This is a genomic window from Synechococcus sp. UW179A (assembly GCF_900473965.1).
Lineage (GTDB): Bacteria > Cyanobacteriota > Cyanobacteriia > PCC-6307 > Cyanobiaceae > Synechococcus_C.
The window spans coordinates 183,293-206,758 of record NZ_UCNJ01000032.1 but is presented as its reverse complement, the minus strand read 5'-3'; the positions used below and the strand labels follow the sequence as shown (position 1 = coordinate 206,758).

General features: G+C 57.0%; 29 protein-coding genes and 1 tRNA gene. 17 read left to right on the top strand and 13 right to left on the bottom strand.

Translation table 11 applies throughout. The annotated features are described in order from the left end of the window. Positions 1-6: 6 nt before the first annotated feature. The 5 genes from fabZ to DXY31_RS17195 all read left to right on the top strand — a co-directional run bounded on the left by fabZ (position 7) and on the right by DXY31_RS17195 (position 3,494). Positions 7-471: a 3-hydroxyacyl-ACP dehydratase FabZ gene (gene fabZ / locus DXY31_RS15500; RefSeq protein ID WP_256359641.1), complete on the top strand. Its 465-nt coding sequence runs from the start codon at positions 7-9 to the stop codon at positions 469-471. Between the two features lie 5 nt (positions 472-476). Then, positions 477-1,328 (top strand): acyl-ACP--UDP-N-acetylglucosamine O-acyltransferase, encoded by an 852-nt coding sequence (gene lpxA, locus DXY31_RS15495; protein WP_114994745.1) that lies wholly within the window; start codon positions 477-479, stop codon positions 1,326-1,328. Continuing rightward, positions 1,328-2,506, top strand: coding sequence for a lipid-A-disaccharide synthase (gene lpxB / locus DXY31_RS15490; RefSeq protein ID WP_114994606.1), 1,179 nt, complete (start codon positions 1,328-1,330; stop codon positions 2,504-2,506). Before lpxA ends, lpxB begins: the two co-directional genes overlap by 1 nt. An 11-nt stretch (positions 2,507-2,517) precedes the next feature. After that, positions 2,518-3,138, top strand: coding sequence for a peptide-methionine (S)-S-oxide reductase MsrA (gene msrA, locus DXY31_RS15485; protein WP_114994744.1), 621 nt, complete (start codon positions 2,518-2,520; stop codon positions 3,136-3,138). Between the two features lie 179 nt (positions 3,139-3,317). Next, positions 3,318-3,494: a hypothetical protein gene (locus tag DXY31_RS17195; protein WP_170953742.1), complete on the top strand. Its 177-nt coding sequence runs from the start codon at positions 3,318-3,320 to the stop codon at positions 3,492-3,494. A gap of 20 nt (positions 3,495-3,514) precedes the next feature. Here the strand turns inward: DXY31_RS17195 and DXY31_RS15480 are convergent, their stop codons facing one another. Genes DXY31_RS15480 through DXY31_RS15460 form a run of 5 tightly spaced genes read right to left on the bottom strand, consistent with a single transcriptional unit; the run spans position 3,515 to position 7,204 of the window. Further along, positions 3,515-3,772 (bottom strand): hypothetical protein, encoded by a 258-nt coding sequence (locus DXY31_RS15480; RefSeq protein WP_114994605.1) that lies wholly within the window; start codon positions 3,770-3,772, stop codon positions 3,515-3,517. Between the two features lie 26 nt (positions 3,773-3,798). Next, positions 3,799-5,289 (bottom strand): leucyl aminopeptidase, encoded by a 1,491-nt coding sequence (locus tag DXY31_RS15475; protein WP_114994604.1) that lies wholly within the window; start codon positions 5,287-5,289, stop codon positions 3,799-3,801. A gap of 37 nt (positions 5,290-5,326) precedes the next feature. Continuing rightward, complete coding sequence (locus DXY31_RS15470; RefSeq protein WP_170953741.1) at positions 5,327-5,914, bottom strand: GIY-YIG nuclease family protein; 588 nt, start codon at positions 5,912-5,914, stop codon at positions 5,327-5,329. 5 nt (positions 5,915-5,919) lie between these two features. Then, entirely contained in the window at positions 5,920-6,501 is a 582-nt protein-coding gene (locus tag DXY31_RS15465; RefSeq protein WP_114994603.1) for a type II secretion system protein GspK, read from the bottom strand. Between the two features lie 34 nt (positions 6,502-6,535). Further along, the gene (locus DXY31_RS15460) at positions 6,536-7,204 is read right to left on the bottom strand and encodes a response regulator transcription factor (protein ID WP_114994602.1); all 669 of its coding nucleotides are present in this window, start codon (positions 7,202-7,204) and stop codon (positions 6,536-6,538) included. A 181-nt stretch (positions 7,205-7,385) separates the two neighbouring features. Between DXY31_RS15460 and DXY31_RS15455 the strand changes: the two genes are divergently transcribed. The 3 genes from DXY31_RS15455 to pyrF all read left to right on the top strand — a co-directional run bounded on the left by DXY31_RS15455 (position 7,386) and on the right by pyrF (position 9,823). Next, on the top strand, positions 7,386-7,712 hold the full coding sequence (locus DXY31_RS15455) for a DUF1825 family protein (RefSeq protein WP_066911269.1): 327 nt from the start codon (positions 7,386-7,388) through the stop codon (positions 7,710-7,712). A gap of 42 nt (positions 7,713-7,754) precedes the next feature. Further along, the gene (gene tyrS, locus DXY31_RS15450; protein ID WP_114994601.1) at positions 7,755-8,999 is read left to right on the top strand and encodes a tyrosine--tRNA ligase; all 1,245 of its coding nucleotides are present in this window, start codon (positions 7,755-7,757) and stop codon (positions 8,997-8,999) included. A 92-nt stretch (positions 9,000-9,091) separates the two neighbouring features. Beyond that, positions 9,092-9,823, top strand: coding sequence for an orotidine-5'-phosphate decarboxylase (gene pyrF, locus DXY31_RS15445; protein ID WP_114994742.1), 732 nt, complete (start codon positions 9,092-9,094; stop codon positions 9,821-9,823). Between the two features lie 44 nt (positions 9,824-9,867). Here the strand turns inward: pyrF and plsY are convergent, their stop codons facing one another. From plsY to DXY31_RS15420, 5 genes are all read right to left on the bottom strand, one after another. Continuing rightward, a complete protein-coding gene (plsY, locus tag DXY31_RS15440) occupies positions 9,868-10,467 on the bottom strand; it encodes a glycerol-3-phosphate 1-O-acyltransferase PlsY (RefSeq protein WP_114994600.1) in 600 nt (199 codons plus the stop codon). Beyond that, positions 10,467-11,441 carry a DUF3086 domain-containing protein gene (locus tag DXY31_RS15435; protein WP_114994599.1) on the bottom strand — a complete coding sequence of 325 codons (975 nt, stop codon included), beginning with the start codon at positions 11,439-11,441 and terminating at the stop codon, positions 10,467-10,469. The genes plsY and DXY31_RS15435 overlap by 1 nt, the downstream gene beginning before the upstream one ends. Positions 11,442-11,566: 125 nt before the next feature. Then, positions 11,567-11,974: a DUF3119 family protein gene (locus DXY31_RS15430; RefSeq protein WP_114994598.1), complete on the bottom strand. Its 408-nt coding sequence runs from the start codon at positions 11,972-11,974 to the stop codon at positions 11,567-11,569. Between the two features lie 17 nt (positions 11,975-11,991). Further along, positions 11,992-12,741, bottom strand: a complete 750-nt coding sequence (locus tag DXY31_RS15425; protein ID WP_114994741.1) for an ABC transporter permease — start codon at positions 12,739-12,741, stop codon at positions 11,992-11,994. Positions 12,742-12,764: 23 nt separating this feature from the next. After that, on the bottom strand, positions 12,765-14,123 hold the full coding sequence (locus tag DXY31_RS15420; RefSeq protein ID WP_244279863.1) for an MFS transporter: 1,359 nt from the start codon (positions 14,121-14,123) through the stop codon (positions 12,765-12,767). A gap of 89 nt (positions 14,124-14,212) precedes the next feature. On the opposite strand from DXY31_RS15420, the gene DXY31_RS15415 reads away from it, so the two are divergent. After that, positions 14,213-14,283 (top strand) — tRNA-Gly (locus DXY31_RS15415). A gap of 37 nt (positions 14,284-14,320) precedes the next feature. Here DXY31_RS15415 and DXY31_RS15410 read toward each other — a convergent pair. Beyond that, positions 14,321-16,405 (bottom strand): glycogen-debranching protein, encoded by a 2,085-nt coding sequence (locus tag DXY31_RS15410; protein ID WP_114994597.1) that lies wholly within the window; start codon positions 16,403-16,405, stop codon positions 14,321-14,323. Positions 16,406-16,474: 69 nt separating this feature from the next. On the opposite strand from DXY31_RS15410, the gene DXY31_RS15405 reads away from it, so the two are divergent. The 6 genes from DXY31_RS15405 (at position 16,475) to DXY31_RS15385 (ending at position 19,644) form a co-directional block, all read left to right on the top strand. Beyond that, positions 16,475-17,140, top strand: coding sequence for an MBL fold metallo-hydrolase (locus DXY31_RS15405; RefSeq protein ID WP_114994596.1), 666 nt, complete (start codon positions 16,475-16,477; stop codon positions 17,138-17,140). 152 nt (positions 17,141-17,292) lie between these two features. Beyond that, positions 17,293-17,568, top strand: a complete 276-nt coding sequence (locus tag DXY31_RS15400; protein ID WP_006043393.1) for an HU family DNA-binding protein — start codon at positions 17,293-17,295, stop codon at positions 17,566-17,568. Between the two features lie 53 nt (positions 17,569-17,621). Next, complete coding sequence (gluQRS, locus tag DXY31_RS15395; protein WP_114994595.1) at positions 17,622-18,518, top strand: tRNA glutamyl-Q(34) synthetase GluQRS; 897 nt, start codon at positions 17,622-17,624, stop codon at positions 18,516-18,518. Between the two features lie 63 nt (positions 18,519-18,581). Then, on the top strand, positions 18,582-18,803 hold the full coding sequence (locus tag DXY31_RS17190) for a hypothetical protein (protein WP_170953740.1): 222 nt from the start codon (positions 18,582-18,584) through the stop codon (positions 18,801-18,803). Positions 18,804-19,033: 230 nt separating this feature from the next. Further along, positions 19,034-19,336: a hypothetical protein gene (locus DXY31_RS15390; protein ID WP_114994594.1), complete on the top strand. Its 303-nt coding sequence runs from the start codon at positions 19,034-19,036 to the stop codon at positions 19,334-19,336. Positions 19,337-19,398: 62 nt separating this feature from the next. Continuing rightward, on the top strand, positions 19,399-19,644 hold the full coding sequence (locus DXY31_RS15385) for a lactate dehydrogenase (protein WP_114994739.1): 246 nt from the start codon (positions 19,399-19,401) through the stop codon (positions 19,642-19,644). Positions 19,645-19,688: 44 nt separating this feature from the next. Here the strand turns inward: DXY31_RS15385 and DXY31_RS15380 are convergent, their stop codons facing one another. Next, on the bottom strand, positions 19,689-20,330 hold the full coding sequence (locus DXY31_RS15380) for an alpha/beta fold hydrolase (protein WP_114994593.1): 642 nt from the start codon (positions 20,328-20,330) through the stop codon (positions 19,689-19,691). Between the two features lie 671 nt (positions 20,331-21,001). Here DXY31_RS15380 and psbF point away from each other — a divergent pair. Both psbF and DXY31_RS15365 read left to right on the top strand, forming a co-directional pair. Continuing rightward, on the top strand, positions 21,002-21,145 hold the full coding sequence (gene psbF / locus DXY31_RS15375; protein ID WP_066910550.1) for a cytochrome b559 subunit beta: 144 nt from the start codon (positions 21,002-21,004) through the stop codon (positions 21,143-21,145). 562 nt (positions 21,146-21,707) lie between these two features. After that, positions 21,708-22,304, top strand: a complete 597-nt coding sequence (locus tag DXY31_RS15365; protein WP_114994591.1) for a pentapeptide repeat-containing protein — start codon at positions 21,708-21,710, stop codon at positions 22,302-22,304. A 122-nt stretch (positions 22,305-22,426) separates the two neighbouring features. On the opposite strand, the gene DXY31_RS15360 is transcribed toward DXY31_RS15365, so the two are convergent. After that, complete coding sequence (locus DXY31_RS15360; RefSeq protein ID WP_114994738.1) at positions 22,427-22,651, bottom strand: hypothetical protein; 225 nt, start codon at positions 22,649-22,651, stop codon at positions 22,427-22,429. Positions 22,652-23,466: the final 815 nt, after the last annotated feature.

Below are 23,466 nucleotides of genomic sequence, written 5' to 3'. Positions count from 1 at the left end.
ACCGATTTGACTTCCTCCTCCGCCACCACCGCAGCTCAGTCTTTGCTCACTGCGGAGCAGATCATGGGACTGCTTCCCCATCGCTATCCCTTTGCGCTTGTGGATCGTGTTCTGGAGCATGTGCCTGGTGAAAAAGCAGTGGCCATCAAGAACATCACCCTCAATGAGCCTCAGTTCCAGGGCCATTTCCCTGGACGTCCGTTAATGCCGGGTGTGTTGATCGTGGAGGCCATGGCGCAGGTGGGTGGTCTGATCGTCACCCAGATGCCCGATCTCCCCAAGGGTCTTTTTGTTTTTGCCGGTATCGATGGCGTGCGCTTCCGCCGTCCGGTGATCCCCGGTGATCAGCTGTTGATCACCTGCGAGCTGCTGAGTCTCAAACGCAAGCGTTTTGGCAAGGTGAAGGCTGAGGCCAAAGTTGATGGTCAGCTGGTCTGCTCCGGTGAGCTCATGTTCTCGCTGGTTGACTGACCATGATGAGTGAACAGCGATCCCCCGCCGTGACTGCTGAGGACCGTCCTCCCCAGATTCATCCGCTTGCGGTGGTCGATTCCCGGGCCGAGCTCGCCACTGGTGTGGTGATTGGCCCTGGTGCCGTTGTGGGACCTGATGTTCGCATTGGGTCTCACACCTGGGTCGGCCCCCATGCGGTGCTTGATGGTCGACTCATCATTGGTGAACACAACAAGATCTTCCCTGGTGCCTGCCTCGGGCTCGAGCCTCAGGATCTCAAGTACAAAGGAGCTCCAACAGAGGTGGTGATCGGAAATCACAACACCATTCGTGAATGCGTCACCATCAACCGTGCGACTGACGAGGGAGAGCAGACCCGCATCGGCCACAACAACCTTTTAATGGCCTACTGCCATTTGGGCCATAACTGTCTTCTGGGCAACAGCATCGTGATGTCCAACGGTATTCAGGTTGCCGGACATGTTCTGATCGAGGACAAGGCTGTGATCGGTGGATGCCTGGGGATCCACCAGTTCGTGCAGATCGGCGGGATGGCCATGGTTGGAGGGATGACGAGGGTGGACCGGGATGTGCCTCCTTACTGCCTCGTTGAGGGGCATCCTGGAAGGGTGCGAGGCCTTAATCGCGTGGGTCTGCGCAGGCGGGGCCTTGATCGCAAGGATCAGGGGCAGGAAATCAAGCAGCTTCAGGACATTTGGTCGCTGCTCTATCGCTCGGATCATGTAATTGCTGAAGGTCTGCGACTGGCTCGTGAGCAGCCCTTGATGCCTTTAGCCGATCATCTCTGCTCCTTCCTCGAGGGATCGATCAGTCAGGGAAGGCGTGGCCCCATGCCTGCTGTCGGTGGTCGCTGATGGTGCGCGTGCTGATCAGCACTGGTGAGGTGTCTGGTGATCTTCAGGGAAGTCTTCTGGTGCAGGCATTGCATCGGCAGGCTCGTTTGAGGAGCCTTGATCTCGAGGTGCTGGCCCTTGGGGGACCACGCATGCATGCAGCCGGTGCTGAACTTCTTGCTGATACGGCTCCACTGGGCTCGATCGGTCTTCTGGAGCACCTTCCGCAGGTGTTCCCCACCTTGAAATTGCAGTCGCGGGTCAACAGGGAACTCAGTGCGCGGCCTCCTGATGCTGTGGTGCTGATTGACTACATGGGCGCCAATGTGCGTCTTGGCAAGCGTCTGCGCCGCAAGTTGCCGCAGGTGCCCATCACCTACTACATCGCTCCCCAGGAATGGGCTTGGCGCATGAATGACAACGGCACAAGCCGCCTTCTGTCCTTCACCGATCGCATTCTTGCGATCTTCCCTGAGGAAGCGTCCTTTTATGCATCCCATGGTGCGCAAGTCACCTGGGTTGGCCATCCTCTGCTTGATCTTGCTGGCCGCAACCCAGACCGCGCCGAGGCCTGTCGCCAGCTTGGCCTTGATCCGAATGAACGCCTGCTGCTGCTGATGCCCGCATCCAGGCCCCAGGAGTTGCGCTATCTGATGCCCGTGCTCGCGGAGGTGGCGGCACGTCTGCAGGCCCGTGATCCCATGCTGATGGTGATGGTGCCGGCAGGCCTCAGTCGTTTTGAACGTGAACTTCAGGAGGGGCTTGAATCCGCCGGTGTGCGTGGACGGGTCATTCCAGCCGCCGATGCGGATGCTCTCAAACCGTCATTGTTTAGCGCTGCGGATCTCGCGCTTGGCAAGTCGGGAACTGTCAATCTCGAGCTGGCCCTTCAGGGAGTCCCTCAGGTGGTCGGATACCGGGTGAGCCGCACGACGGCCTGGGTCGCTCGCCATCTGCTTCGCTTCCATGTGGATCACATATCGCCGGTGAATCTGCTGCTCAATGAGCGCCTTGTGCCCGAATTTCTGCAGGAAGACTTCAATGCCAACCAGTTGATTGCTCAGGCCATTCCTCTGTTGGAGAGCACTGATGAGCGCCAAAGGATGCTGAGTGGCTATGAACGATTGCGCCAAACGCTGGGGGAACCGGGAGTGACCGATCGCGCCGCTGCCGCCATTCTCGATCAGCTGTCTACCTGAGTTCGCCTGTGATCCGCATCGTGTTATCGCTGTTGGTGGGAGTTCTGCTTTTGATCTCACCTGCCTCTGTGCTTGCCGAGCAGCAGAGCGCTGTGCTGGCTGGGGGCTGTTTCTGGTGTATGGAGAGTGATCTAGAAAAATTGCCTGGTGTGATCTCTGTGGAAAGCGGGTATAGCGGCGGCAGTGTGTCCAACCCCACCTACAACCAGGTGAGTTCTGAAACCACTGGGCATCAGGAGGTGGTGGAAGTGCTGTTTGACTCGACCAGGATCAGTTATCCCAGGCTTCTCCAGTCGTATTGGCGCAATGTGGATCCCTTCGATGGTGATGGTCAGTTCTGTGATCGCGGCGACTCCTACCGACCCGTGATCTTCACCAGAGGTGATCAGCAGAACAGCCAGGCTCTCGCAAGTCAGTCAAAGGCGGCCAGGGAGCTTGGCGTGTCTGAAGCCGCTCTCAAGGTAGAGATCAAACCCCTTGAAAAGTTCTGGCCCGCAGAGGATTACCACCAGAATTTTGCAGAATTGAATTCAGTCAAATACAAGTATTACCGCTGGGCCTGTGGAAGGGATAAGCGCCTCGATCAGGTCTGGGGTAACGAAGCTCGCACTGGAGATTCCTGGACGAAGTAAGTTTTTGTTGAGACCAGGACACATCAACTCCTGGTGGCTTGATTGCGGGAATCTGAGGAAATTCTGTAGCGGTCGTTGCGCTCTGAATGAGTCACTTCGCAGTGAAGGTGCGGGTTTTACGCCATCGACGATACAGATTGGACTGCGTACCATTTACCGGTGAGTTGTGAAAGGTCTGTATGTATCTGCTGACCATCAAAGACGGTCTCGTGACGCGTCATGTTGGTCCGTATCCATCTCCGAAGCAGGCCTCTGATGACTTAGAGCGAGTCATGGCCAGTTGCTCGGAGAGGGCACGCTGGCAGATTCATGCTCTCGAGAATCCCCATTCCCTTTCCATGGTCGTCGCATCCTGAATGGGATTCGGACCTATTCGTTATTGAAGCTGTGTGTCTGAGGACTTTGTTCTACGTCCCGGATAACCCTGTAATAGGCCCGATTCGATCATCAGCCCAACGCCCGCATTGATCACAATCAGGCTGAGTGTCCCGTACCACCACCACGGACCACCATCGCTTCCAGCCAGCTGAAGTGTTCTGCGACTGACTGCTTCCCCGAACAAGCAGAGACCGGCAGGTAACAGCAGAACACCCAGCTGGGCGCGTACATACCAGCGAAAGGGGCTGGAGGCCATGCAGCTTGCTTCGTTGAGATTGAAATTTAGGCCTCGGCGGTTGAGGCCTGCTTCACCACCCAGTTCACCAGAGTGCGTACTCCGTAGCCTGTGGCCCCTGAGGGATTCAGTCCGCGGCCCTTGTCGCTCCACACCGTGCCTGCGATGTCGATATGGGCCCAGGGAATGCCGGCATCCACGAATTCCTTGAGGAATAGCGCGGCGGTGATCGATCCACCGGGACGAGGGCCGGTGTTCTTCATGTCGGCAAGGAGGGATTTGAGGCCCTTGCGGTAAGAGCTGTGAAGGGGCATGCGCCAGATGCCCTCTCCCGCACTGCTGGCGGCTGTTTCCAGCTCAGAGGAGAGGTCGTCGTTGGGGGTCCAAAGACCTGCGATCTCATCGCCGAGGGCAACCACGCAGGCACCGGTGAGCGTCGCCAGATCCACGATCGCATCGGGTTTGAGTTTGGAGGCGTACACCAGGGCATCGGCGAGGGTGAGTCTGCCTTCCGCATCGGTGTTGTTGATTTCGATCGTGGTGCCGTTGGACGCCGTGACGATGTCCCCAGGATGAACCGCGGAGCCATTGATCATGTTTTCGCACGCGGCCACCAGCATGTGCACCTCCACGCCCGCTGGGCGCAGTTCAGCGATGCTGCGCATCGCTCCAAATACAGCAGCGCTGCCGCCCATATCGAACTTCATCATGTCGATCTGGGCGCCCCCGACCTTGAGGTTGTAGCCCCCTGAATCAAATGTGAGTCCCTTGCCCACCAGAACGAGGCGCTTCTTCGCTATGCCGCTTGGCCGATAGGTCAGGTGGATGAATTTTGGATCCATGTCAGAGCCTTGGCAGACCGAGAGGTAAGAGCCCATACCCCGCTCCTCGCAGTCGGCACGTTCGAGCACGGTGAGGTCAAGTCCGTGCTCGTGGGCGAGGGCTGCCGCAGTTCGGGCCAGTTCCGCTGGGGTGACGCTGTTGGGTGGCGCCGCCACCAACTCCCTGGCCAGCTCCACCCCGGCGCAGACCGGATGAACCGTTTCCAGCATCTTTTGGAGGCCCGCTGGCCATTGGCCCAGCAGCTCTAGCTGGTCAGGTCTCTGGTTGGGTTCGGGTTTGCTGCGAAAGCGCAGGTCGCTGTAAAGAGACAGTCGTACAGCTTCAGCAGCGGCAGTGGCATCACCGATCGGGTCTTCAGATCCAATCGGCAGCATCAGGCCGAGAGAGCCGCCCTGGCCCTGTGCTGCTCGGGCGGCAGCGGCAGCGGCCATACGCAGGCTGTCCCGATCTACAGATTCGAGATCCCCCAGCCCTAGAAGCACAAGGGTCGTGCAGTCGTTGCGCAGCAGTTGAAGGCTGGCCAGATCACCGCTCTTGCCCGTGAAGGGCTTCTGCTTCAGCCATTCCGACAGCTGAATGCTGAAACGTTGTTCCATCGCCTCCACCAGGCCTTGGGGGTCGTCCTGAGGAATGCCAAGCGCCAGTACGGAACCGCTCCAGGCCTCAGGGGTGGCCGGAGAGAGGGAGATTTTCATGGGGAGCCGTTGCCTAAACCGATGCTAGGAGCTGTGCTTAGGCGGCTTGAAACGGCGTGGCCCATCGATCGCGCGATTCCTTGTTGAACGGTGGTTGCCAGCGGCGGATCAGGGTCTGTTCCAGCTGTCGTCGCGCCCGGGTGGCCTTGGGTACATCGCCCCAAAAACGGATGCTGGTTCTGCAGGTCAGGCCGCAGTCCACGCAGGCCTCTTGATAGGCCGAGAGGTAGGCCTTGCAATCGTGCTCTCCCTTCCAACGCCGATCGGCTGCCATGGTCTCTCCGATGTAAAGCAGGATCGGGTGTTGAAGACCTGAGGGTCGATCCATGACCCAATACAACGCCGCCCCTTGATGGGGGCTCTGCGGCCAGCGCCAGAAACTCAGCGGTAGCGGTTTAAGCGACAACGGTTGAATCTCGGCAGCTGGATCCTCGTGGTTGCTGAACAGGCTGGCCTGCTCCTGACTCGCACCGTCCGCCTGAAACAGAGGGCTCTGGAAGCTGTGGATGCGCTGCTGCCAGCTTTGAAGCTGCTGCACATTCAGTGCCAACTCGGCAGGTTCGTTGTCACGACCGGCTGGTGCCGGCTGTTCGAAAAGGCTTCCCTGGCGAGGAGAGGCAGGCATCGCAATCAACCTCGCGGGGGCAAGCTTGGGCCGGCAGGTCTGGACCCGAAGCGGACACGCCCGATCAGAGCTTCCACCGTTGCCGGGGGCAGACAGAGTCGCTCCTGTAAATCTGCGAGGTTCTGAAACGGTTCGCGCCGTCGTTCTGCGATTAGGCGTTCCACCCGCTCATCTGGCCATGGCAGGGTTTTGGCCAGCAGGGTGGGGCTGGCGGAATTCAGATTTAGCGGTGCCTGTTCCGGTAACTGCGGAGCATCCCCGTGCCAGCGGAAGATCAAATAGGGTCTCCATTGCTCGCAGAGCCCTTCTGAGATATCGAGCAGCTGAGCCAGATCCTCCATCTGGCTGAACTGAACACCACCCTGCTGAAGGCGCAGCAACTGATCCACCATGATTTCGCTGCAGCCCGGTAATTGGCGCCATTGCTCTGCGCTGGCTCTGTTCACATCGATGCACCAGTTGGGAGACACCTCTGGTTTTTGGTCGTACCGATTGTTTTTGCCTGTGCGACCAGCATCCTGAGGCAGGTCACCCATGGCCTGAAGCACCTTGCGGGCCAGTGGATCGAGCCAGTGCCGGCGCGCCATCGCCGCGTTTCTCCGTTGCAGCCTGGCCAGGACCCTAGGTCCAGCGGGGTGGCCTGGTGGGGACTTGCACCAACCCCTCACGAAATGCTGTGACAACGGCCATGGTCCGGTCTCTGGCTGGCAACTTGCGTAGAAGGCTGCTGACATGACTTTTGACCGTGTCAATCGACACCACCAAGGCGTCGGCGATTTCCTGATTGGTCATGCCACGGCAGAGACCACGCAGCACGTCTTCTTCGCGCATGGTGAGCTCTTTGAGAGGGACCTGATCACCACTGCTACGCAGTCTGCTGTGGTGCAGCACGCCACTGATCAATGGATCGAGGTACTGCCCGTCGGTGTCGATGGCGGTGAGCGCTGCGGCCACCGTGCCGGTTCCGGTGGTCTGAGCCGAGCAGATTCCATGGCAGCGGGCATCGATGGCATCCAGGATCGTGCGCGGGATGGGTCGCTGAAGCAGCATCAACACCTTCAGCTCGGGGTTGATCTCCTTCGCCCTGCGTACGAGGTTCGTTCCACAGCCGCCGTCAAGAGTGTCCGTGCAGAGCAACAGGTTGGCAGCGCTAGTTTGAAGCCTCAGTAGGCAGTCATCCTCGCTGGTGCAGGCAGCCACCAGAGGTCCCTGTCCTTCGAACCAGGCTGTCCAGCTGCTCAGCAGAACAAGGTCGGCGGTAGCGATGGCGGTGCGACTGCGCTTCAGCATGCTGTGGCCTTGTCGGGACCGTTGCTGCAGAGACGGGATCCGTTCGCTGAGATCCAAAGGAGGGAGAGGCTCGGGGCCGTTGCCGCTAACCCATTCATGTTGACGTGAATTAGTGGGCGTGGATCCGCACTGTTATGGGCAGCTCAAATTGTCCACAATTGCTCAAGTTGATGGGTGGACCATGGCGTTCTTCGACTCCGAGATCGTTCAGGAGGAAGCCAAGCGTCTGTTCGGTGACTATCAGCAGTTGATGCAGCTGGGGTCGGATTATGGCAAGTTTGACCGCGAGGGCAAAAAGAAGTTCATCGACACAATGGAGGAGCTCATGGAGCGATACCGCGTGTTCATGAAGCGCTTTGAGCTCTCGGAAGACTTCCAGGCCAAGCTCACCGTGGAACAGCTGCGCAGTCAGCTAGGACAATTCGGGATTACCCCAGAGCAGATGTTTGAGCAGATGCAAGGCACGCTGGAACGGATGAAAAGTCAGCTGGACCAACCGCCCAGCTGAAGCGGCCCGTACGATTCAGCCCGCAATCGCTCTGCCTCGCCCATGGCTTCCACACCGTCTCTGCCGGCATGGCTGTCGCGTGGCATGGCCGATCTGTTTCCAGCAGGAGTTGGCGATGATGCTGATCAGTCGTTGGCGGCGAGGTTGACGCAGGCAGAGATTGAGGGAAAGCCTCTGCGTATCAAGCTTGGTATTGACCCCACCGGCAGCAACATCCACCTCGGGCACAGCATCCTTTTCCGCAAGCTGCGTGCTTTTCAGGATGCGGGGCACACCGCAGTTCTGATCATCGGCGACTTCACCGCCCGGATCGGAGACCCAACTGGCAAGAGCGCCACGCGGGTGCAGCTCACCGCCGAAGAGGTTGAGGCCAATGCCGCCACTTACCTGGCGCAGCTGGGCGCGGGCCAGCCGAAGCAGACAGCTCTGCTTGATTTTGAGACCCCTGGCCGCCTTGAAGTGCGCCGCAACAGCGAGTGGCTGGAAGGTCTTGACTTGCCTCAGACCATTGGCCTGCTGGGCACAGCCACCGTGGGTCAGATGCTGGCCAAGGATGATTTCTCCAAGCGCTATGGCAGCGGTGCACCGATCGCCCTGCATGAATTCCTGTATCCGCTGCTGCAGGGCTACGACTCCGTAGCTGTGAATGCGGATGTGGAGCTGGGCGGTACTGATCAGAAGTTCAATGTGGCCATGGGACGCGACCTGCAGCGCCATTTCGGATCAGGGACGCAGTTCGGCCTTCTGCTGCCGATCCTCGTGGGTCTTGATGGGGCGCAGAAGATGAGCAAAAGCCTTGGGAACACTGTGGGTCTTGAGGAAGACGCACTGTCGATGTACTCCAAGCTCGAGAAGGTAGGCGATGCCGCTATTGATGACTATGTGACATTGCTGACGGATCTGAACCCGCAGGCTTTGCCGGCAAACGCGCGCGAGAAACAGAAGGCGATGGCTCTGGCGGTGACCGCCAGCCGCCATGGCATGGAAGCAGCCCAAAAAGCCCAGGCTGATGCGGCGACACTGGTGAGTAGCGGCGGTGATGCCTGCGCGGATGTACCCGAGGCGTCACTGGCCGCGGTGAATTTTCCGGCCAAAGCGTTCTATTTGCTCAGTGCCGTTGGAATCTGCGCAAGCAGTAGCGAGGCGCGCCGCCAGATCAAAGGCGGCGCAGCTCGGTTAGAAGGGGAAAAGATCACTGACCCCAATCAGGAATTCGCGTCGGCCGCGGAACTGGAGGGCAAGGTGCTGCAGCTTGGAAAGAAGACCTTTCGCAGGCTGGTGGGCTGATCAGGCCCCTTTGGCCTTCATCAGCGCTCAATCGCGGCTAAGTGAATACTTCAGGGCTTTTGACCAGGATGGAATCAGTTGGTGCAGCTGCCTTGGCTTCTTCGCTTTCTGCTGATCCCGCTGAGCGGATCATCGTGGCCCTTGACGGCATGGACCCAGAGCAGGCACTGGCCTTTGGCGGCCAGGTGAGTGAACTCCGTTGGGTGAAGGTTGGTTTGGAATTGTTTGTGCAGGCGGGGCCTGCAGTAGTCAGCCAGTTGAGGGATCAGGGGCTGCGGGTGTTTCTGGATCTCAAGTTCCACGACATCCCGGCGACCATGGCTGGGGCCTGTACTGGGGCAGCGGCGCTGGGTGCGGAGTTGATCACCGTGCATGCCTGTGCTGGCCGCGAAGCGCTTCAGGCCGCGCAGGCTGCAGCAATGGCCAGTGCCCACAGTGCGGGGCTTGTGACTCCGACACTTCTGGCGGTCACTGTGCTCACCAGCTGGGATCAGCAGCGACTTCAGCAGGAGCTCGCCGTTCCCCAGGGCATTGCCGAACGGGTCTCGTCGTTGGCTTTGCTGTCGGCAACTGCAGGCATCGGTGGTTGTGTGTGTTCTCCGCTGGAGGCCGCGGCTCTGCGTGCACAGCATCCATTGCCGTTCTCACTGGTCACACCAGGAATTCGCCCCAAAGGAAGTGCGGTAGGTGATCAGGCCAGGGTGATGGGGCCTGCCGAGGCAATTGCTGCCGGTGCAAGCCAGCTGGTGATCGGTCGGCCGATCACAAGGTCAGCAGACCCTGGCGCTGCTTTCTCCGCCTGCTGCGAGGAGCTGGTGAATTGATCAGAGCCTCAGTCTATAAAGCATCGAAGGCTGACCAGCTGGACTCAAGACTTCTGGCCCACCTGTGGTTCGGTGCCGTTGATCAGTCGCTGAATATTGCTGCGGTGCCTCCAGAGCACTAGTCCCATCGCCACCAGGGCTACCACCAGATTGGCGTTGCTGGACGAACCGGCAGCCATCAGCAAAGGCAGGCTCAGCGCTGCCACCACGCTGGCGAGCGAGACGATCCGGCTAAGGCTGAACACGGCCATGAAGAGTCCGAAGCAGGCCAGTCCAACCGGCCAGGCCAGACCGAGAAACATGCCAAAACCGGTCGCGACTGCCTTTCCACCCTTGAAGCCCAGCCATACCGGCCAGATATGACCGGCCAGAGCCGCAAGGCCCGCCAGTACTTGAATCCAGTCGTTCACAGCCGAGGTTTGGTTGAGGGCTCTTGCCAGCAACACCGCAGCAGCGCCTTTGGCCACATCCACAAGAAACACAGCTAGTGCAGGCTTTTTCCCGACATTCCGAAGCACATTGGTGGCGCCGGTGGAGCCGGATCCGATCGTGCGTAGGTCGATGCCCTTGCACCATTTGCCGGCCAAGAAGCCGCTGGGAATAGAGCCGAGCAAGTAGCCCAGCAGCAGCGTAAGGAAGGGCATCAGAGCAGGTTGTCTTCGTCGTCGTAGGTTTCGCCTGGGCCGGCTGCAAAAGCCAGCCAGAGCGGGAACTGAAGCACGGGAATGTCCACCACCCGTTCCGCAGCGTCGATCAGGATCAGGGGGACTTCGCCGCGTTCTTCCAGTCGGTCCGCCCGCTCGACGAGGGCATCTCCTCGTTCAAACAGCACAATGCCGCTGCTCGGGCCGAAATCTTCCCGCCCTAGCCCGAGAGCATCCTGCAGACCTCGTCTCCAGTCCCCCAGGCGTTCAGGCTGTCCCGCTAGGACCAGGGTCTGGAACTGATCGCCGTAAAGCTCTCCGATGATGGCGATCAGGGCCGCCCCCAGCAGCACGTTGCGAGGACGACTGCCTCGGCTGGCCTGGGCTCCCCTGCCTCCCTGATTGAAAAACCAGTCCTCGAGCAGAGTGATGTCGCTGTCGTCCAGGCTGCGGCGCAGTTTCCAGGGTTCGGCATAGAAGTCGGGCTGCTCTAGAAAACGCCTGAGGTTGGTTCGGATCAGCTCCTCATCGGGACGGAAGGTGTCGGCCAGAGCCGGGGAGCCACCGGCGTTCGCCATGGCCTGTTCGGCGGCGGCTTCGGCTACCTGAGCATCCAGTGGTGAAGGCTTCACCACCACGGGCTGAGCCACGAGCTCGAGCGTCTCCACCGATTGGGCAAGCCCCTGTAGGGCTCCACCCAAATACTCCTGAAAGCCCTTCACTCGTCTGGCGATCGCATCGGACTGGCCTGCAAAGCTGGCGGTCATCTCCTGCTCCAGTTGCCCTTTGCGCTGCTGGAGGCTGTCGATCTCCTGCTGCAGTTTGTCTCGCCGAGACTGAAGATCCATCAGTGCTAGCTGGATCAGCGATTCAGACGAAGGTTCCACGTCATCGCTTGCGGCGATGGATGCCTCGCTGTGCGCCTCTTTGGCTTGCGGCGCGTCCTGGAATGGCGAATCGTTCTCGTCAGGCATGGTCGGCTTGTCCTGAACTCATTTCAGCGGATTGAAGGGCTCATGGCCCAAATACAACGTTCTCGTTGGCTTGCAGTGATGGTTCTTTGACCTGTATGTCGGATTTGAGAATGGGTTTTGCAGGCTCAGGGCTGGGGAGTCTCCAGGGAACCCACCCGCTCTTCCAGCTGCTGGCGTAGCTCAGCAGGATTGAAGAGGATCGGTAGGAAGTGGATGCTCTTGATTTCGCGGAAATAAAACAGGCCTGGCAGCCAGGGGGCAAACAGTCGCCAGCTCTGCCATTCGGCGTAGGGAAATCTGCGCAATTCCTGCTGCCCACGCCAGACCACCAAGGTGTCGCCGGTGAACTCAAGACGCAGGCTGTAGGTCTGAACGAACAGGAAAATGCCGAAAAGCCCTACCACCACGGTGGGCCATGGGGTCAACGGCAGTGGCAGCAGGCAGAGGCTGAGGAGAATGATCAGCAGCGCTAGACGTGGGCTCGGGCTGATGCTCACAGGGTCTTGGTTAGGGCTAGAGGTTGTTGTGGTCATGGAATGAAGAGGTTGCTTCAGCCTCCGAAGAGGATTTGAGTCAGGAGTACGTCCATCAGGGCCACGGTCACCAAGATCATCACGACCGCGCCGGTTGTGCTGGTGCCCACCTCCTTCGGCCCTCCCTGGGTGGTCATGCCCCAACCACAGGCCAGCACAGCGATCTGCACTCCGAAGACCAAAGCTTTTACCAGCATGAAAGGAAGGTCATCCGGCACAAGCCAGGTGCGGGCTGAGGTCCAGAACACCTCAGGAGGGATCTGATAAATCTCCGTGCTGCTGATCTGGCCTCCCAGGAGCGCCACCGCAAAGAACAACAGGCACTGCACCGGCGCCATCACCACCATGGCGATCAGGCGGGGAACGACCAGGTATTCCACAGGATCGGTGCGCAACATCGTGATGGCATCGACCTGTTCGGTCACTTTCATAGTCCCCAGCTGCGCCGCATAGGCTGTCGCCACTTTTCCTGTGAGCAGGGTGGCCGTCAGTAAGGGCGCGATCTCACGAGCCAGGCCAATCGCCAGCACGCCGCCAACTGTGGTGCTGGCCCCCATGTTGCTGAGTTCCTTGGCGACCTGAATGTTGAACACCGTGCCCGCAGCCAGTGCAGTGATGATCACGATTAGAAAGCTGCCGGGTCCGGCCTCCTGCAGCTGATCCAGCAGGTCGATGGTGTTAATGCGGCCCTGGGCGGTGGCGGTCACCGCCTGTCCGCCGATGATCAGACTGCTGCCCAGCCTGTTCAGCCAGCGGGGCGATTTCAACTGGGTTCGGAATCGAAAGGAGGTCATGCGCGTTGCAGGTGGGCACCGCGGTCGGGCCAGTGTCGTATCACTATCAGGCCAACCATGACCAGGATGGCTGGGATCAAACCCATGCTCATTCGAATGGCGAGAAGAGCATTCTGGGGCTGTTCGATAAAACTGAGTGCGCCGTCGCACATTTCAGTGGAGATATACCCGGTGAGCTGAAGCAGCGCGCCGAACATACTCATGCTGACTCCGATGATCAGCTTCTGGCCAAACACCATCCAGGCGGTGTAGAGACCAGCGGGATGGGTCGGGTCAGCATCAATCGCATCAGGCAGCAAAGACCAGGGGATCAAGTAGGCGGTGGACGCTCCAAGGCCCACCAGCATGATCAGGCCGATCAGGGGAATTAGTTCCCCCGTCGTTCCTCCGTTCTGCATTGGCGGAAAGATCGTTGAGAGCAGGCAGGCCATGATCCAGATCCCGGCTCCCCATCGCAGCGCCACAATCCTGCCGCTCCGGTTGGAGAGCAGGCTCCAGAGCTGAAGGCCAACCAGGGCGCTCAGCTGGAAGGGCAGCAGAATCCAGGTGGAAAGGTTGGGGGGGACCCTCACGACCTGGACCAGCCAGATCAGGGCGACAACCTGCATCAACTGAAGGCCGAACCAAAGCAGGAGGTAAAGCCCGAGAACCATCAGAAAGCGTGGATTGGAGCGGATCCTCTTGATCTGTTCCAAAGCTGGTTCAGCCTGGTTGCTCGGTCGCTGAGCCCGCTTGGCGAACGGTGCAAGGCCCCAGCAACAGGCCAGTGTCGACAATGCAGCGATGGTGCCTGTGATGCGTCCCATGCGTAGATAACCATCGGCGCCGTCGGTCAACACGATGGAGGCCACGATTAGGCCACTGAGCCCGGCGAGAATGGAGCCGGTGAAACGGGCTGCGTTCAGTCGGGTTCGAATTGCCGTGCTCGTGGTCAGCTCTGTGGAGAGTGCCGCATAGGGCAAATTGACGCTGGTGTAAGCCGACATCAGCAGGATTGCCATCACCACGTAGTAAGTGGTGCGCTGAAGTGTGTTGCCTTCCGGGACCCACCACATCGCCGCAAGAGCAATGCCAAGGGGAAGAGCGGCTCCGAGCATCCAGGGAATGCGTGGACCCCAGCGGCTGCTGGTGTGGTCGCTCATCCAGCCGATCAGCGGATCGTTGATGGCGTCCCAGACCTTGATCACCGTGAGCAATGAGCCGGCGAGGATGGCGGGCAGGCCTGCGGTACAGGTGAAGAACGGAAATAGGTAAAAGCCAAGCTGCGTTGCAGCCAGTCCCGTGCCTGCATCACCCAGTCCGTAGGCGACCATCAGGCGGCGGCGGGATCCCCCGGGAAGGGTGCTGGTGCTCATCAAGCAGAGAGGGGCAGACGGACCGCCATAATGAATGCGCACAACACCTGCGATCACGCCACTCAAGGCGTTGGTACAGATGTATTCGTGCGGGCGTAGTTTAGTGGTAAAACCTCAGCCTTCCAAGCTGATGATGCGGGTTCGATTCCCGCCGCCCGCTTAACGTTCTAATCCCAAGCTCCACAGAGGTTCGCTTCTTAGAGGTTGAGAGAATTGGCATACTCTCGAGCAATCATCACCACCAAACTTCTGGCTTCAAGGGGGACGCCGCTCGGACTCCAGGGGTCCAGTGTCTTGGGAAGGTCCTCACCTGCAGGAAGAGCCGTGTCGATCAAGCGGTGCCAGGGAGATGCCGGCTTGGGCAGATCAAAGTGCATGGCCTTGAAGTAAGCGTTGAATCCCGCCCAGAGCACGGCCCCCTGTTTGCCGCGATGCAGGCTCATCGCCAGGCAATGGGACCAACTGGCCCAGTCAGGTTTGCCCAGTTCCACGCCATGCCACTGGCGCCACAAGCCATCAGGATCACTGTTGCGGCGCTGCTGCTGAGGCTGTTCGCTGTGAGCCAACAAAGGGTTCAGTAGCTCCGCCAGTTCTGAGCGTAGTGTCAGCAGTCGCTTCACGAAGTCGAGCAGCTCCCTGTCGCAGTGCTCCTCGGACCAGATCATCCAGCTGAGCGGAGTGTCCTGGCACCAGGTGTTGTTGTTACCTCCCTGGCTGCGTCCAACCTCGTCGCCCATCAACAGCATGGGCACACCGCGAGCCAGAAGCAGTGTGCTCAGCATGTTGCGTTGCTGCCGCTTGCGCAGGGCGGTGATCGCATGGTCACTGCTGGGACCTTCAACGCCATGGTTCCAGCTGTTGTTGTGATTTTCCCCGTCGCGGTTGTCCTCACCGTTGGCGAGGTTGTGCTTGCTGTTGAAGCTCACCAGATCCATCAGTGTGAAACCATCGTGGGCCGTCAGCAAATTCACGGAGCGGCCCAAGCCCGCCGGTTTGCCGTCATAGAGATCAGGGCTGCTGCGCAGGCGCTGTGCCATGGACCAAGTGCTGTCGTCGTCGCCTTTCCAGAAGCTGCGTACGGCATCACGAAATCGGCCGTTCCAGGTCCCTATGCGCCGAGCCGGGAAGTCATTGAGTCGATAGAGACCACCACAATCCCAGGGTTCGCTCACGAGTTTGAGCTCACTGAGCAATGGGTCGGCCTCCATCGCTTCGAATAGTGCGGGCTTATCCAACGGCTTCAGTCCTTCGCCGCGGCTCAGGGCAATGCCCAGATCAAAACGAAAGCCATCCACTCCCAGTTCCAACGCCCAGCAGCGCAGCGACTCCAGAATCAGTTCCCGGCTAAGTGGCTGGTGGGCTGCAATTGTGTTGCCACAGCCACTCACGTCCTGGTAGTCACCCTTGTCGGTTTGGTGGTAATAAGTGCGATCGGCGAAACCACGCCAGCTCAGAGTTGGGCCATCAACATTGCCTTCGGTTGTGTGGTTGTAAACGACATCGAGCAACACCTCCAGGCCGGCGTCGTGACAGGCCGCCACCAGATCACGCATTTGATTTCTTGCCTTCATCGGGTCATCACCGCCGACATAGCCCTGATGCGGAGCGAACCAGCTCAGTGGGCTGTAGCCCCAGACGTTGTCTCGCCCAGGGGGTGCATCCTGCGGATCAAAGGCCTGCACTGGTAGCAGTTCGATCGTGGTGATGCCCAACTGCTTGAGGTAGGGGATCTTGTCGATTACTCCCAACAGGGTGCCTTTTCGATCTGGGGTCACGCCGCTGTCGCTGCGTTGCGTGAAGCCTCCAATGTGCAGCTCGTAGATCACTGTCTGCTGCCAGCTATGCCGAGGCCTGGGGTGGGCATCGAAATCGAAGCGGTCCCGCTCGCAGACCAGTCCCTTCAGGCAGCAATGGGTATTGGGTGAAGCACCAATAGCCGCTTCGCGTTGATAGACCGACCAGCCCGTGATGGCCCTGGCACAGGGGTCCAACAGCACCTTCGCGGGCCGGAATCCATGGCCTCCAGGTGCGAGCGGGCCGAACACTCGATAGCCATAGCAGCAACCTGCCGTAAGGCCCTCCACCTCCACATGCCAGTAGTCGCCAGATCGGTGGTTGCTGTCGTTCAGATCAATCAGCTGTTCGGGGCTGCTGGCCTCAGCCGTAGGGAAAATCAGCAGTTCCACCCGGTTGGCGCCTGGAGCTGCCACAGAGAAATTCACGCCATGGGCGGTGATGCTGCTGCCAAGAGGCCAAGGTTTGCCTCGTCGGATCGCGCTCAAAGATCCACTCCCAGGAGGCAGGTGAAGCCTTCAAAGTAGTAATAGCTCCGGTGACTCATCGTGTCTGTGATGACCTCCTCGCTGGAGCTAGGCCGTCCTCCCCTACAGATCCGGCCCGATCTTTGGCTGTTTCCGCCCAATCGTGACTGTCGTGGAGGCTCGTCCTGGTGGCTGGATGTGGATCCTGAACCCGTTCTGATCGATTGTCCGCCGCTGACCCAAGCCACCCTGGAAGCTTTGCGGGAACTGGCGCATGGCCGATGCGCCCGAATTCTCCTCACCAGCCGCGAGGGGCATGGACGCCTGCGTCGCTTGCAGGAGCGCATGCAATGGCCCGTGCTCGTTCAAGAACAGGAGGCCTATTTGTTGCCTGGCGTTCAGCAGCTCGAAACCTTCTCCGAGGAGACTGTCACCCTTTCAGGCCTGCGACTGCTCTGGACGCCTGGGCCCACTCCCGGTCATGCCGTTGTGCATGCTCCGGTGCCGGTGAATGTGCTGTTCTGCGGACGTTTGCTCGTGCCGGTTGCCAAGGATCAATTGGCACCTTTGCAGCACCGTCGCACCTTCCATTGGCCCCGGCAGCAGCGCAGCATCCGTCGATTATGTCGTTGGCTTCCTTTAGAAGCTTCTCCACGACTGGCTTCTGGGGCAGGTCTTGGGGCTCTGCGTGGTGGTCATCTGGCCCCCTTCAACAGCTGGGATCAGCAGTTAAAAGAAGCATTTGACACGGTCTGATTCACACAAGATTCGGTGAAAGCATTGCGGCACGGTGTTTTTCGGTTGCCGCACAGCGATTGTCTCCATACGATTAGCGCGCTCAGGGAAGCCGTGCGGATGTCGACCTCCGCATCGTCGATCCAACCGCTTCCGCCACTTTCCCCCACCCAATGAACAAAGCTGATCTCGTCAATCTGGTTGCCGCCCGCACAGAGCTCACCAAGACCGATGTGTCTCTGGTGGTGGACGCCGCTATCGAAACCATCATCGATTCCGTTGTGGAGGGCAAGAAGGTCTCCATTCTCGGTTTCGGTTCATTTGAGCCTCGCGAGCGTTCTGCCCGTCAGGGTCTGAACCCCAAGACCGGTGAGAAGATCAAGATTCCCGCCAAGCGCGTGCCTGCCTTCACTGCCGGCAAGATGTTTAAAGACCGCGTTCAGGGCTGATTTCCTTCCACATCCCTTGATCGGGGTGGTCCTCTGGGGCCACCCTTTCTTGTGTGAACCTTTCTGATCGTCTCCAGGCTGTTTTTGAGCAGGGTCGCCAACGGCGTCTACAGGGTTATCGCGGACGTTTTGCTCCGACTCCCTCTGGTCCCCTGCATCTGGGCAACCTGCGCACGGCTCTGATCTCTTGGCTACAAGCCCGTCTTCAGGGCGGTGAATGGTTGCTGAGGATTGATGATCTCGACACTCCGCGCATCAGGATCGGCGCGGTCGAGTCCGCTCTCGAAGATCTGCGCTGGCTTGGATTGCACTGGGATGGCCCAGTGATCATGCAAAGCCAGCGCCTCTGGCTCTACAACTCCTGCCTCTCGGCCTTTCGGCAGGGCCAGCTCCTCTATCCCTGCCGATGCAGTCGTCGCCAGTTGGGTGCCGGTAATCGCTATCCGGGAACCTGCAGGGAGATGGAGAGGGGTTGGGGAATTCAGGACGGACGCCTGCCGGCCTGGAGGTTGAAAGTAAAGGCCGCTGATGAACCACGCTGCGGTGATTTGGTCCTGCGCCGTGCTGATGGATTCATCGCCTATCACCTTGCAACGGCAGTGGACGAGCTGGCACTTGGCATCACCGAAGTGGTGCGGGGCGCCGATCTGGCTGTGGTGTGTATTGCCCAGCAGGCGGTGATCGCATCGCTGGAGGAGCAACCTCCCAGTTATCGACATACACCGTTGCTCTGTGATCCGGAGGGGCAGAAGCTCTCCAAGCGTGAACAGACCGCGGGGCTGGCCCCTCTTCAGGACCAGCAGTGGACGTCGCAGAGGGTGGTGGGCTGGCTGGCTGGTTCGCTAGGGCTGGTCAACCAGCACGCCTCTTTATCGGTGTACGAGCTGCTGCAGGAGATTCGCTCCAGGCCATTGCCGTTGCAGGGTTGTTTCGATCAGTCCATTTCTTAAGGAAGCCTTTGGGATCACAGGGGTCTTCCGCTCCCACACTGAAGTTGCATTTCTAGCTCGGACATGGCGATCTGCTCCAGCTGCGGCGGCAGTGGTATCAAACGCATTAGCGAGCAGCGCTTCAGGACTTGTCAGAATTGTCTGGGCAGAGGAGTGCTGCAGTCGGTCTCCACCTCCTCCAACTCAACGACAGCTCGTTCCATCGTTCACTCCTTTGAAGAGAGAGCTGTGAAGCCCAAAGAGGTGGTCTTCAAGACAGCGGCGACTTGCGTTTCTGCCAAATAAAAAATGTGGCTGTCGCCACGACAGCCAACAGCGGTATAGCTGTGAACAGTAAGAGTGCGACCGCAGTCCAGTCGGTATACATCCGATCTTCGATCGAGTGAATTCATTCTTTCAGTTGATCTCAGGATTCGTGCCAAGCGTTTGGCCTTGAATTCTCTGAAGTGCTTCAGGTCCTGTCTCGGTTGTGTCTCCTGATCAACAACTCCTTGAACAATTTGGTTAGGGCATTGATGCCTGCAACTGTCTCCTTTGTTTTTGGCAGCGTTGAAGCCCCGGTGCAGGCAACGTCGCTGGAGGTCGTGCAGCCGCTTCTGATTGCATGCTTCCGCAGCGCCAATGCAAGCAGCTGTGATCGAGCTCTTGTGCTGATGGAGGCGATGCAGCGCCGGGCCGCCGAGCGGGAGATGTATCCCTGTCAGACCTTGCTACTTGGACTACAGGCGGAAGTCTTAATGGTGCAGCTTGCTGAACATCGTGGTCAGAAAGCTTTCGAGACTTTGCGGGAGAGTGAGCGTCTTTGCTCAAGCCTTTGATCTGAAGTTCAATCTCCTTCAGAATGGAGGGCCATGCATCAAGCGTCGTGAGCGTGTTTCTGATGAGTGTTGCCGCTCTGGTCACGATCAACGCCAGTCTGGTCAGTGCCGTTCGGGCACAGGTTCGTTTCGATGACTGCCAGCCTGTCGCGGGTGGAGGAATTACTTGCAACACAGTTCCTTACGGCAACACCCGTGCCGACATGATTGACGGCGAGTTCGGCCTGATGGATCAGGCCAGTCCTGGATGGGCGGAATACAACCCCTATGAGGGGTATGACGACATGCTGGGTGGCAACCAGACCTGATGGCTTAAGTGCACAGTCCTCACGAGTGGATGTCTTTGAGATTGTCAATCCGGATCCATCAGTTTGTTTAAAAAGTCATGCATGCGTTCCACAGCTAGTTTCAAGTTCTGCTCTTCACTAAGCCCTGACCGTTTTCGTGGCTTGAAACTGTGGTCACCATCTGGAATCCAGGCAAGCTTTAACCGCTCGGAGAGCTCATAGTTTTTCACTTCCTCCCTGCTGCCCATCGCATCACGCTCTCCCTGAACAACAAGAGTCGGTGTCTGCAGATTCTGTAAATACTCCACTCGTAATGTCTCTGGTTTGCCTAGGGGATGAAATGGATAGCCAAGACAGATGCATCCCAAAATCTTGTTTTCGCTCCACAACTCATCGGAAAGCAGGCTGGCGATCCTCCCTCCCATGGATTTGCCTCCGATGATCAGCGGTTGATTGGCGACTAAAGACTGAACTTGTTCGACATAACACTTCAACAGGACCTCTGCTCTGTTCGGTGGTGTTTTGCGGCCAGTGATGCGTCGCTGGGTCATATAGGGAAATTCGAAGCGGATGACCTGCCATCCCTTCTCCGCAAGGCCCTTAGCCATCTCGTTCATGAAAGGGCTGTCGATACCGGCTCCGGCCCCATGGGCCAGCACCACCGTCGCCGGCCCCGTCAGAGGGCCACACACCAGTGTGTTGTCCATGCTGTTCTCAGGCGGAACGTCTGTTTTTGTTCAGTCAAGGTAGGCATGGCCTGAATGTGTCGGTCTGGAGAGGGATTAGGACTGTTTTTTCAGGTCTGTTCCAAATCGGTGTCTTGCTGAGTGAGCAAGATTATTAAGCGTGATGGCTAAATTCTCATGCTTGTCAATCAACTAATACTTTTCTTCAGGATGGTCGAATCGCTTCGCTGTACACACTTATTGATTTGAAACATCTGCGCCAGAGGTGCGTAAAATCATGGGTCGATACGTAATTTTATGTTGCTTGCTGAGGCATCAGAATTGGCGATGTCGATGAAATAAAGGCGGGCCGATCAAATTGGATCGACCTCGAAGGGCAAATGACGCTTGCTTTTCTGAAAAAGTCACATTGCTGCTATCAATTTGATTGATAAAAATGAGTCGATGCAAGTGCAGCATTGAGGCCGAAATAGTGCATCAATCAATACTTGGAGGAGAATGCCTCCTTCTAAACTGTTTGAAATGAGGTTGTTGTTGTGTTCAATTACAAGATCCTTTTGGTGGCCTCTCCAATAGCTTTCTCAGTTGTCAGCACGGCATTCTGGCTGACTCGATGGGAAATTATTGTTTGGGGGAAGCAGTTCTTTGGAGTGCCATCGATTCAGAATCGTAAAGAATGGATCGATAGCCCTTTGGCTCCTTTCAAGAGAAAAGATGGAGGCTACCCTGTCTTTACAGTCAGGACTTTGGCCGTGAATGCATTAGGCATTCCAACAGTGTTCTTTTTGGGAGCGCTCGCAGCGATGCAGTTTATCCGTAGAGCAACGCTTTACTGACCAAATGGATTCATTTGAATTTATTGAAGAAGTTGTCTTTGCCGCAGTTTATTTTTCGGCATTGATTTGGTTTTCTATGTATTTGGTTTCAGGTTACATTTATTTGATGGGGTGATTCTGTCGCTTGGTGGTTAGGTATGCGGCAGCTTTCGTTGCAAGTTTGTTTGTTGGTGTGCTTTCGTTTGTCGCTATGCCGTTAAAGCTTTATTGAAGAGTGGCAGCAATATTTTCGATTATATTTTGCTCTTGAAGAGTGTAGATAGCCCTATAAAGTGCTGAGTCCGCACCTGCTTCGCCGCTGTGAATTCTGATTAGTGCTTGTCGAATAAGTTCTGCAAGAAGTGCTTGAGTTTGATCTTCCAATGTTGGTAGAGAACTCTTGTATAACCATACTTCGCGCATGGAATTTGATTATTCATCTTGGACCTGCTCGGGCAATCAATGAGATTCAAGGCAGTGAGATTTAGCTCTTGCCACTGCTCGATTTGTTTCGCCTGGGTGGGTCATGTTGTCAGAGTGCTGCACTTGCTTGCCGTAGGTTTTTGAATAAAAGGAGTGCTTGATGAAATCGCTTAATCGTTTTGGCAGGCAGTTATTTCGACCATTCCTTGCGATTTTATTCTGCGCATTGCTGATGCTGCCATCAAAAGCATTGGCGATTTACCCAAGTGGTGGTGGTCTTCCAGATATCGGTCTTGACCGAAGTCTTCAGGGAAGTGATCAGGCAACAGAGGCCTTTAAAGAAAAATATCCTTTTTACGAACGAGATGAGGATGGAAAGCCAATTACCAAGGAATTTGTTAAATACGATTTGTCTAACTATGACCTGTCTGGACTTGATCTGAGAGGTGCATTGTTTAGTGTTGCGACTCTGAAGCGTGCAGATCTTGAGGGAGCAAATCTAGAAGGAAGTATTGCTTATGCAACTCACTTCGAAGAGGCCAATCTCACTAATGTGAATTTTAGAGATTCTGTGCTGACCAAGAGTTTCTTTATGGCAACGACCATTGATGGAGCTGACTTCTCGGGAGCGATTATCGATGATCCTCAACGTGAGGCGATGTGCTCCAGAGCCGCTGGAGTTAATCCGGTCACTGGTGTTGAAACCTACGACAGCCTTGATTGCTTGAGTTTGGATATGCGCTCTGCAAAGTCGTAGTTGCTCTAACTACTTTTAGAGTTGCTTTTATTCTCTGTCTAGATACGGTTTTTAATCCTTGATTATAATAACGTGTTCTTAAGATGTTAGCTGTCTCGTAGATCATTGACGTTGCTACTTGACTATTTAACCATTCGATCGAGGCGAAGCTGGCGTTGGATAATTTTCTGAAGGTGCTCCACTTTTCTCTCAAGCTCCTCCACTCGTTTTTGCAGATTTTCTCCCTGCGGATGATTGCTAGCTGAGATGTTCTGCCTTCCTTCATTCATCATTTCTGTGTAGGTTAGAGCCCTATTTGGTTTGTGTTCTTCAGAAATAGGTCTTGCATCTTTTGTTTCGTCTGGCATCATTGTGTTTAAAGCATGAGAAAGTCTAGTACCTTTAGGTCGAGGCTTGAGTGATGGCGTTATCGGTTTGTATTGTTAATTGGGCGTGAAACTTAAAGCATTTTGAGAATATTGGCTTTACTAGTGCGCGAGACGCATATTGCAGGCGAAATGAAAAAAATAAGGTTCAGCTAATACTTGTATTACCCGCTTTCTCAAAGGCTCACCACATGATCCAATCATCAGAAAGACTGGTCTTTTTTTATTTAAAAATCAATTTCCCAAAAGCTCAAATGAGGTATTTGCTCATCAAGCACCTTTTCTAATGGAGGCATCATCAAGTTGACTTTTCATCAGGGCAAGCCGTTGCGTTCTGTTTGTTCCAGTTGTTAATACCCCCGGATCTTGCTGCGTGTTTCAGCAAGGGCTTAGCAGCAGAGATTAGAAACCCTTCTCAGGAGTCTCAAATTCTCTGAACAGGGCACCGGCTTCTTCAGTGCAATCCTGCTTCATTAGCATGCGAATGCGTGCCTCCCACCATGGCCCAACTCTGGCCTCAGCATGTTGCAAAAACACTGGATCAGTGAACCGAAGCTTTGCATCTTCAGATTCTCCGCAGTGGCGTTTTGACAAGGCTTGTCTCTGTGATGGCGAAAAATTACTGCCATGCTCAGAACAGGATGTATTGATCAGATCAAGCTCAAGTAGCGATTGCACTAGCTGGCCTCTGCTGCGTTGCGCTGTTTAGGGTGATCATTTCGGGTGTATGTGGCTGGGTACCGCTTGCATCGAAGCTGTGAGGCGCCATGCTGCTGCTGTTGTTCAAGGTATGAGTG

What these genes read in the sequence shown, in the direction of transcription:
- tyrS (WP_114994601.1), top strand. Translation starts at nt 7,755, where the DNA reads ATGGCTTCCACACCGTCTCTGCCGGCATGGCTGTCGCGTGGCATGGCC.
- DXY31_RS15380 (WP_114994593.1), bottom strand. Translation starts at nt 20,330, where the DNA reads ATGGACAACACACTGGTGTGTGGCCCTCTGACGGGGCCGGCGACGGTG.
- DXY31_RS15470 (WP_170953741.1), bottom strand. Translation starts at nt 5,914, where the DNA reads ATGCCTGCCTCTCCTCGCCAGGGAAGCCTTTTCGAACAGCCGGCACCA.
- DXY31_RS15405 (WP_114994596.1), top strand. Translation starts at nt 16,475, where the DNA reads ATGACCTCCTCGCTGGAGCTAGGCCGTCCTCCCCTACAGATCCGGCCC.
- DXY31_RS15400 (WP_006043393.1), top strand. Translation starts at nt 17,293, where the DNA reads ATGAACAAAGCTGATCTCGTCAATCTGGTTGCCGCCCGCACAGAGCTC.
- DXY31_RS15385 (WP_114994739.1), top strand. Translation starts at nt 19,399, where the DNA reads ATGAGTGTTGCCGCTCTGGTCACGATCAACGCCAGTCTGGTCAGTGCC.
- DXY31_RS15465 (WP_114994603.1), bottom strand. Translation starts at nt 6,501, where the DNA reads ATGGCGCGCCGGCACTGGCTCGATCCACTGGCCCGCAAGGTGCTTCAG.
- DXY31_RS15430 (WP_114994598.1), bottom strand. Translation starts at nt 11,974, where the DNA reads ATGACCACAACAACCTCTAGCCCTAACCAAGACCCTGTGAGCATCAGC.
- DXY31_RS17195 (WP_170953742.1), top strand. Translation starts at nt 3,318, where the DNA reads ATGTATCTGCTGACCATCAAAGACGGTCTCGTGACGCGTCATGTTGGT.
- DXY31_RS15420 (WP_244279863.1), bottom strand. Translation starts at nt 14,123, where the DNA reads ATGAGCACCAGCACCCTTCCCGGGGGATCCCGCCGCCGCCTGATGGTC.
- DXY31_RS15390 (WP_114994594.1), top strand. Translation starts at nt 19,034, where the DNA reads ATGCCTGCAACTGTCTCCTTTGTTTTTGGCAGCGTTGAAGCCCCGGTG.
- DXY31_RS15460 (WP_114994602.1), bottom strand. Translation starts at nt 7,204, where the DNA reads ATGCTGAAGCGCAGTCGCACCGCCATCGCTACCGCCGACCTTGTTCTG.
- plsY (WP_114994600.1), bottom strand. Translation starts at nt 10,467, where the DNA reads ATGCCCTTCCTTACGCTGCTGCTGGGCTACTTGCTCGGCTCTATTCCC.
- DXY31_RS15435 (WP_114994599.1), bottom strand. Translation starts at nt 11,441, where the DNA reads ATGCCTGACGAGAACGATTCGCCATTCCAGGACGCGCCGCAAGCCAAA.
- lpxB (WP_114994606.1), top strand. Translation starts at nt 1,328, where the DNA reads ATGGTGCGCGTGCTGATCAGCACTGGTGAGGTGTCTGGTGATCTTCAG.
- DXY31_RS15365 (WP_114994591.1), top strand. Translation starts at nt 21,708, where the DNA reads ATGAAATCGCTTAATCGTTTTGGCAGGCAGTTATTTCGACCATTCCTT.
- DXY31_RS15475 (WP_114994604.1), bottom strand. Translation starts at nt 5,289, where the DNA reads ATGAAAATCTCCCTCTCTCCGGCCACCCCTGAGGCCTGGAGCGGTTCC.
- DXY31_RS15360 (WP_114994738.1), bottom strand. Translation starts at nt 22,651, where the DNA reads ATGCCAGACGAAACAAAAGATGCAAGACCTATTTCTGAAGAACACAAA.
- DXY31_RS15455 (WP_066911269.1), top strand. Translation starts at nt 7,386, where the DNA reads ATGGCGTTCTTCGACTCCGAGATCGTTCAGGAGGAAGCCAAGCGTCTG.
- DXY31_RS17190 (WP_170953740.1), top strand. Translation starts at nt 18,582, where the DNA reads ATGGCGATCTGCTCCAGCTGCGGCGGCAGTGGTATCAAACGCATTAGC.
- DXY31_RS15480 (WP_114994605.1), bottom strand. Translation starts at nt 3,772, where the DNA reads ATGGCCTCCAGCCCCTTTCGCTGGTATGTACGCGCCCAGCTGGGTGTT.
- lpxA (WP_114994745.1), top strand. Translation starts at nt 477, where the DNA reads ATGAGTGAACAGCGATCCCCCGCCGTGACTGCTGAGGACCGTCCTCCC.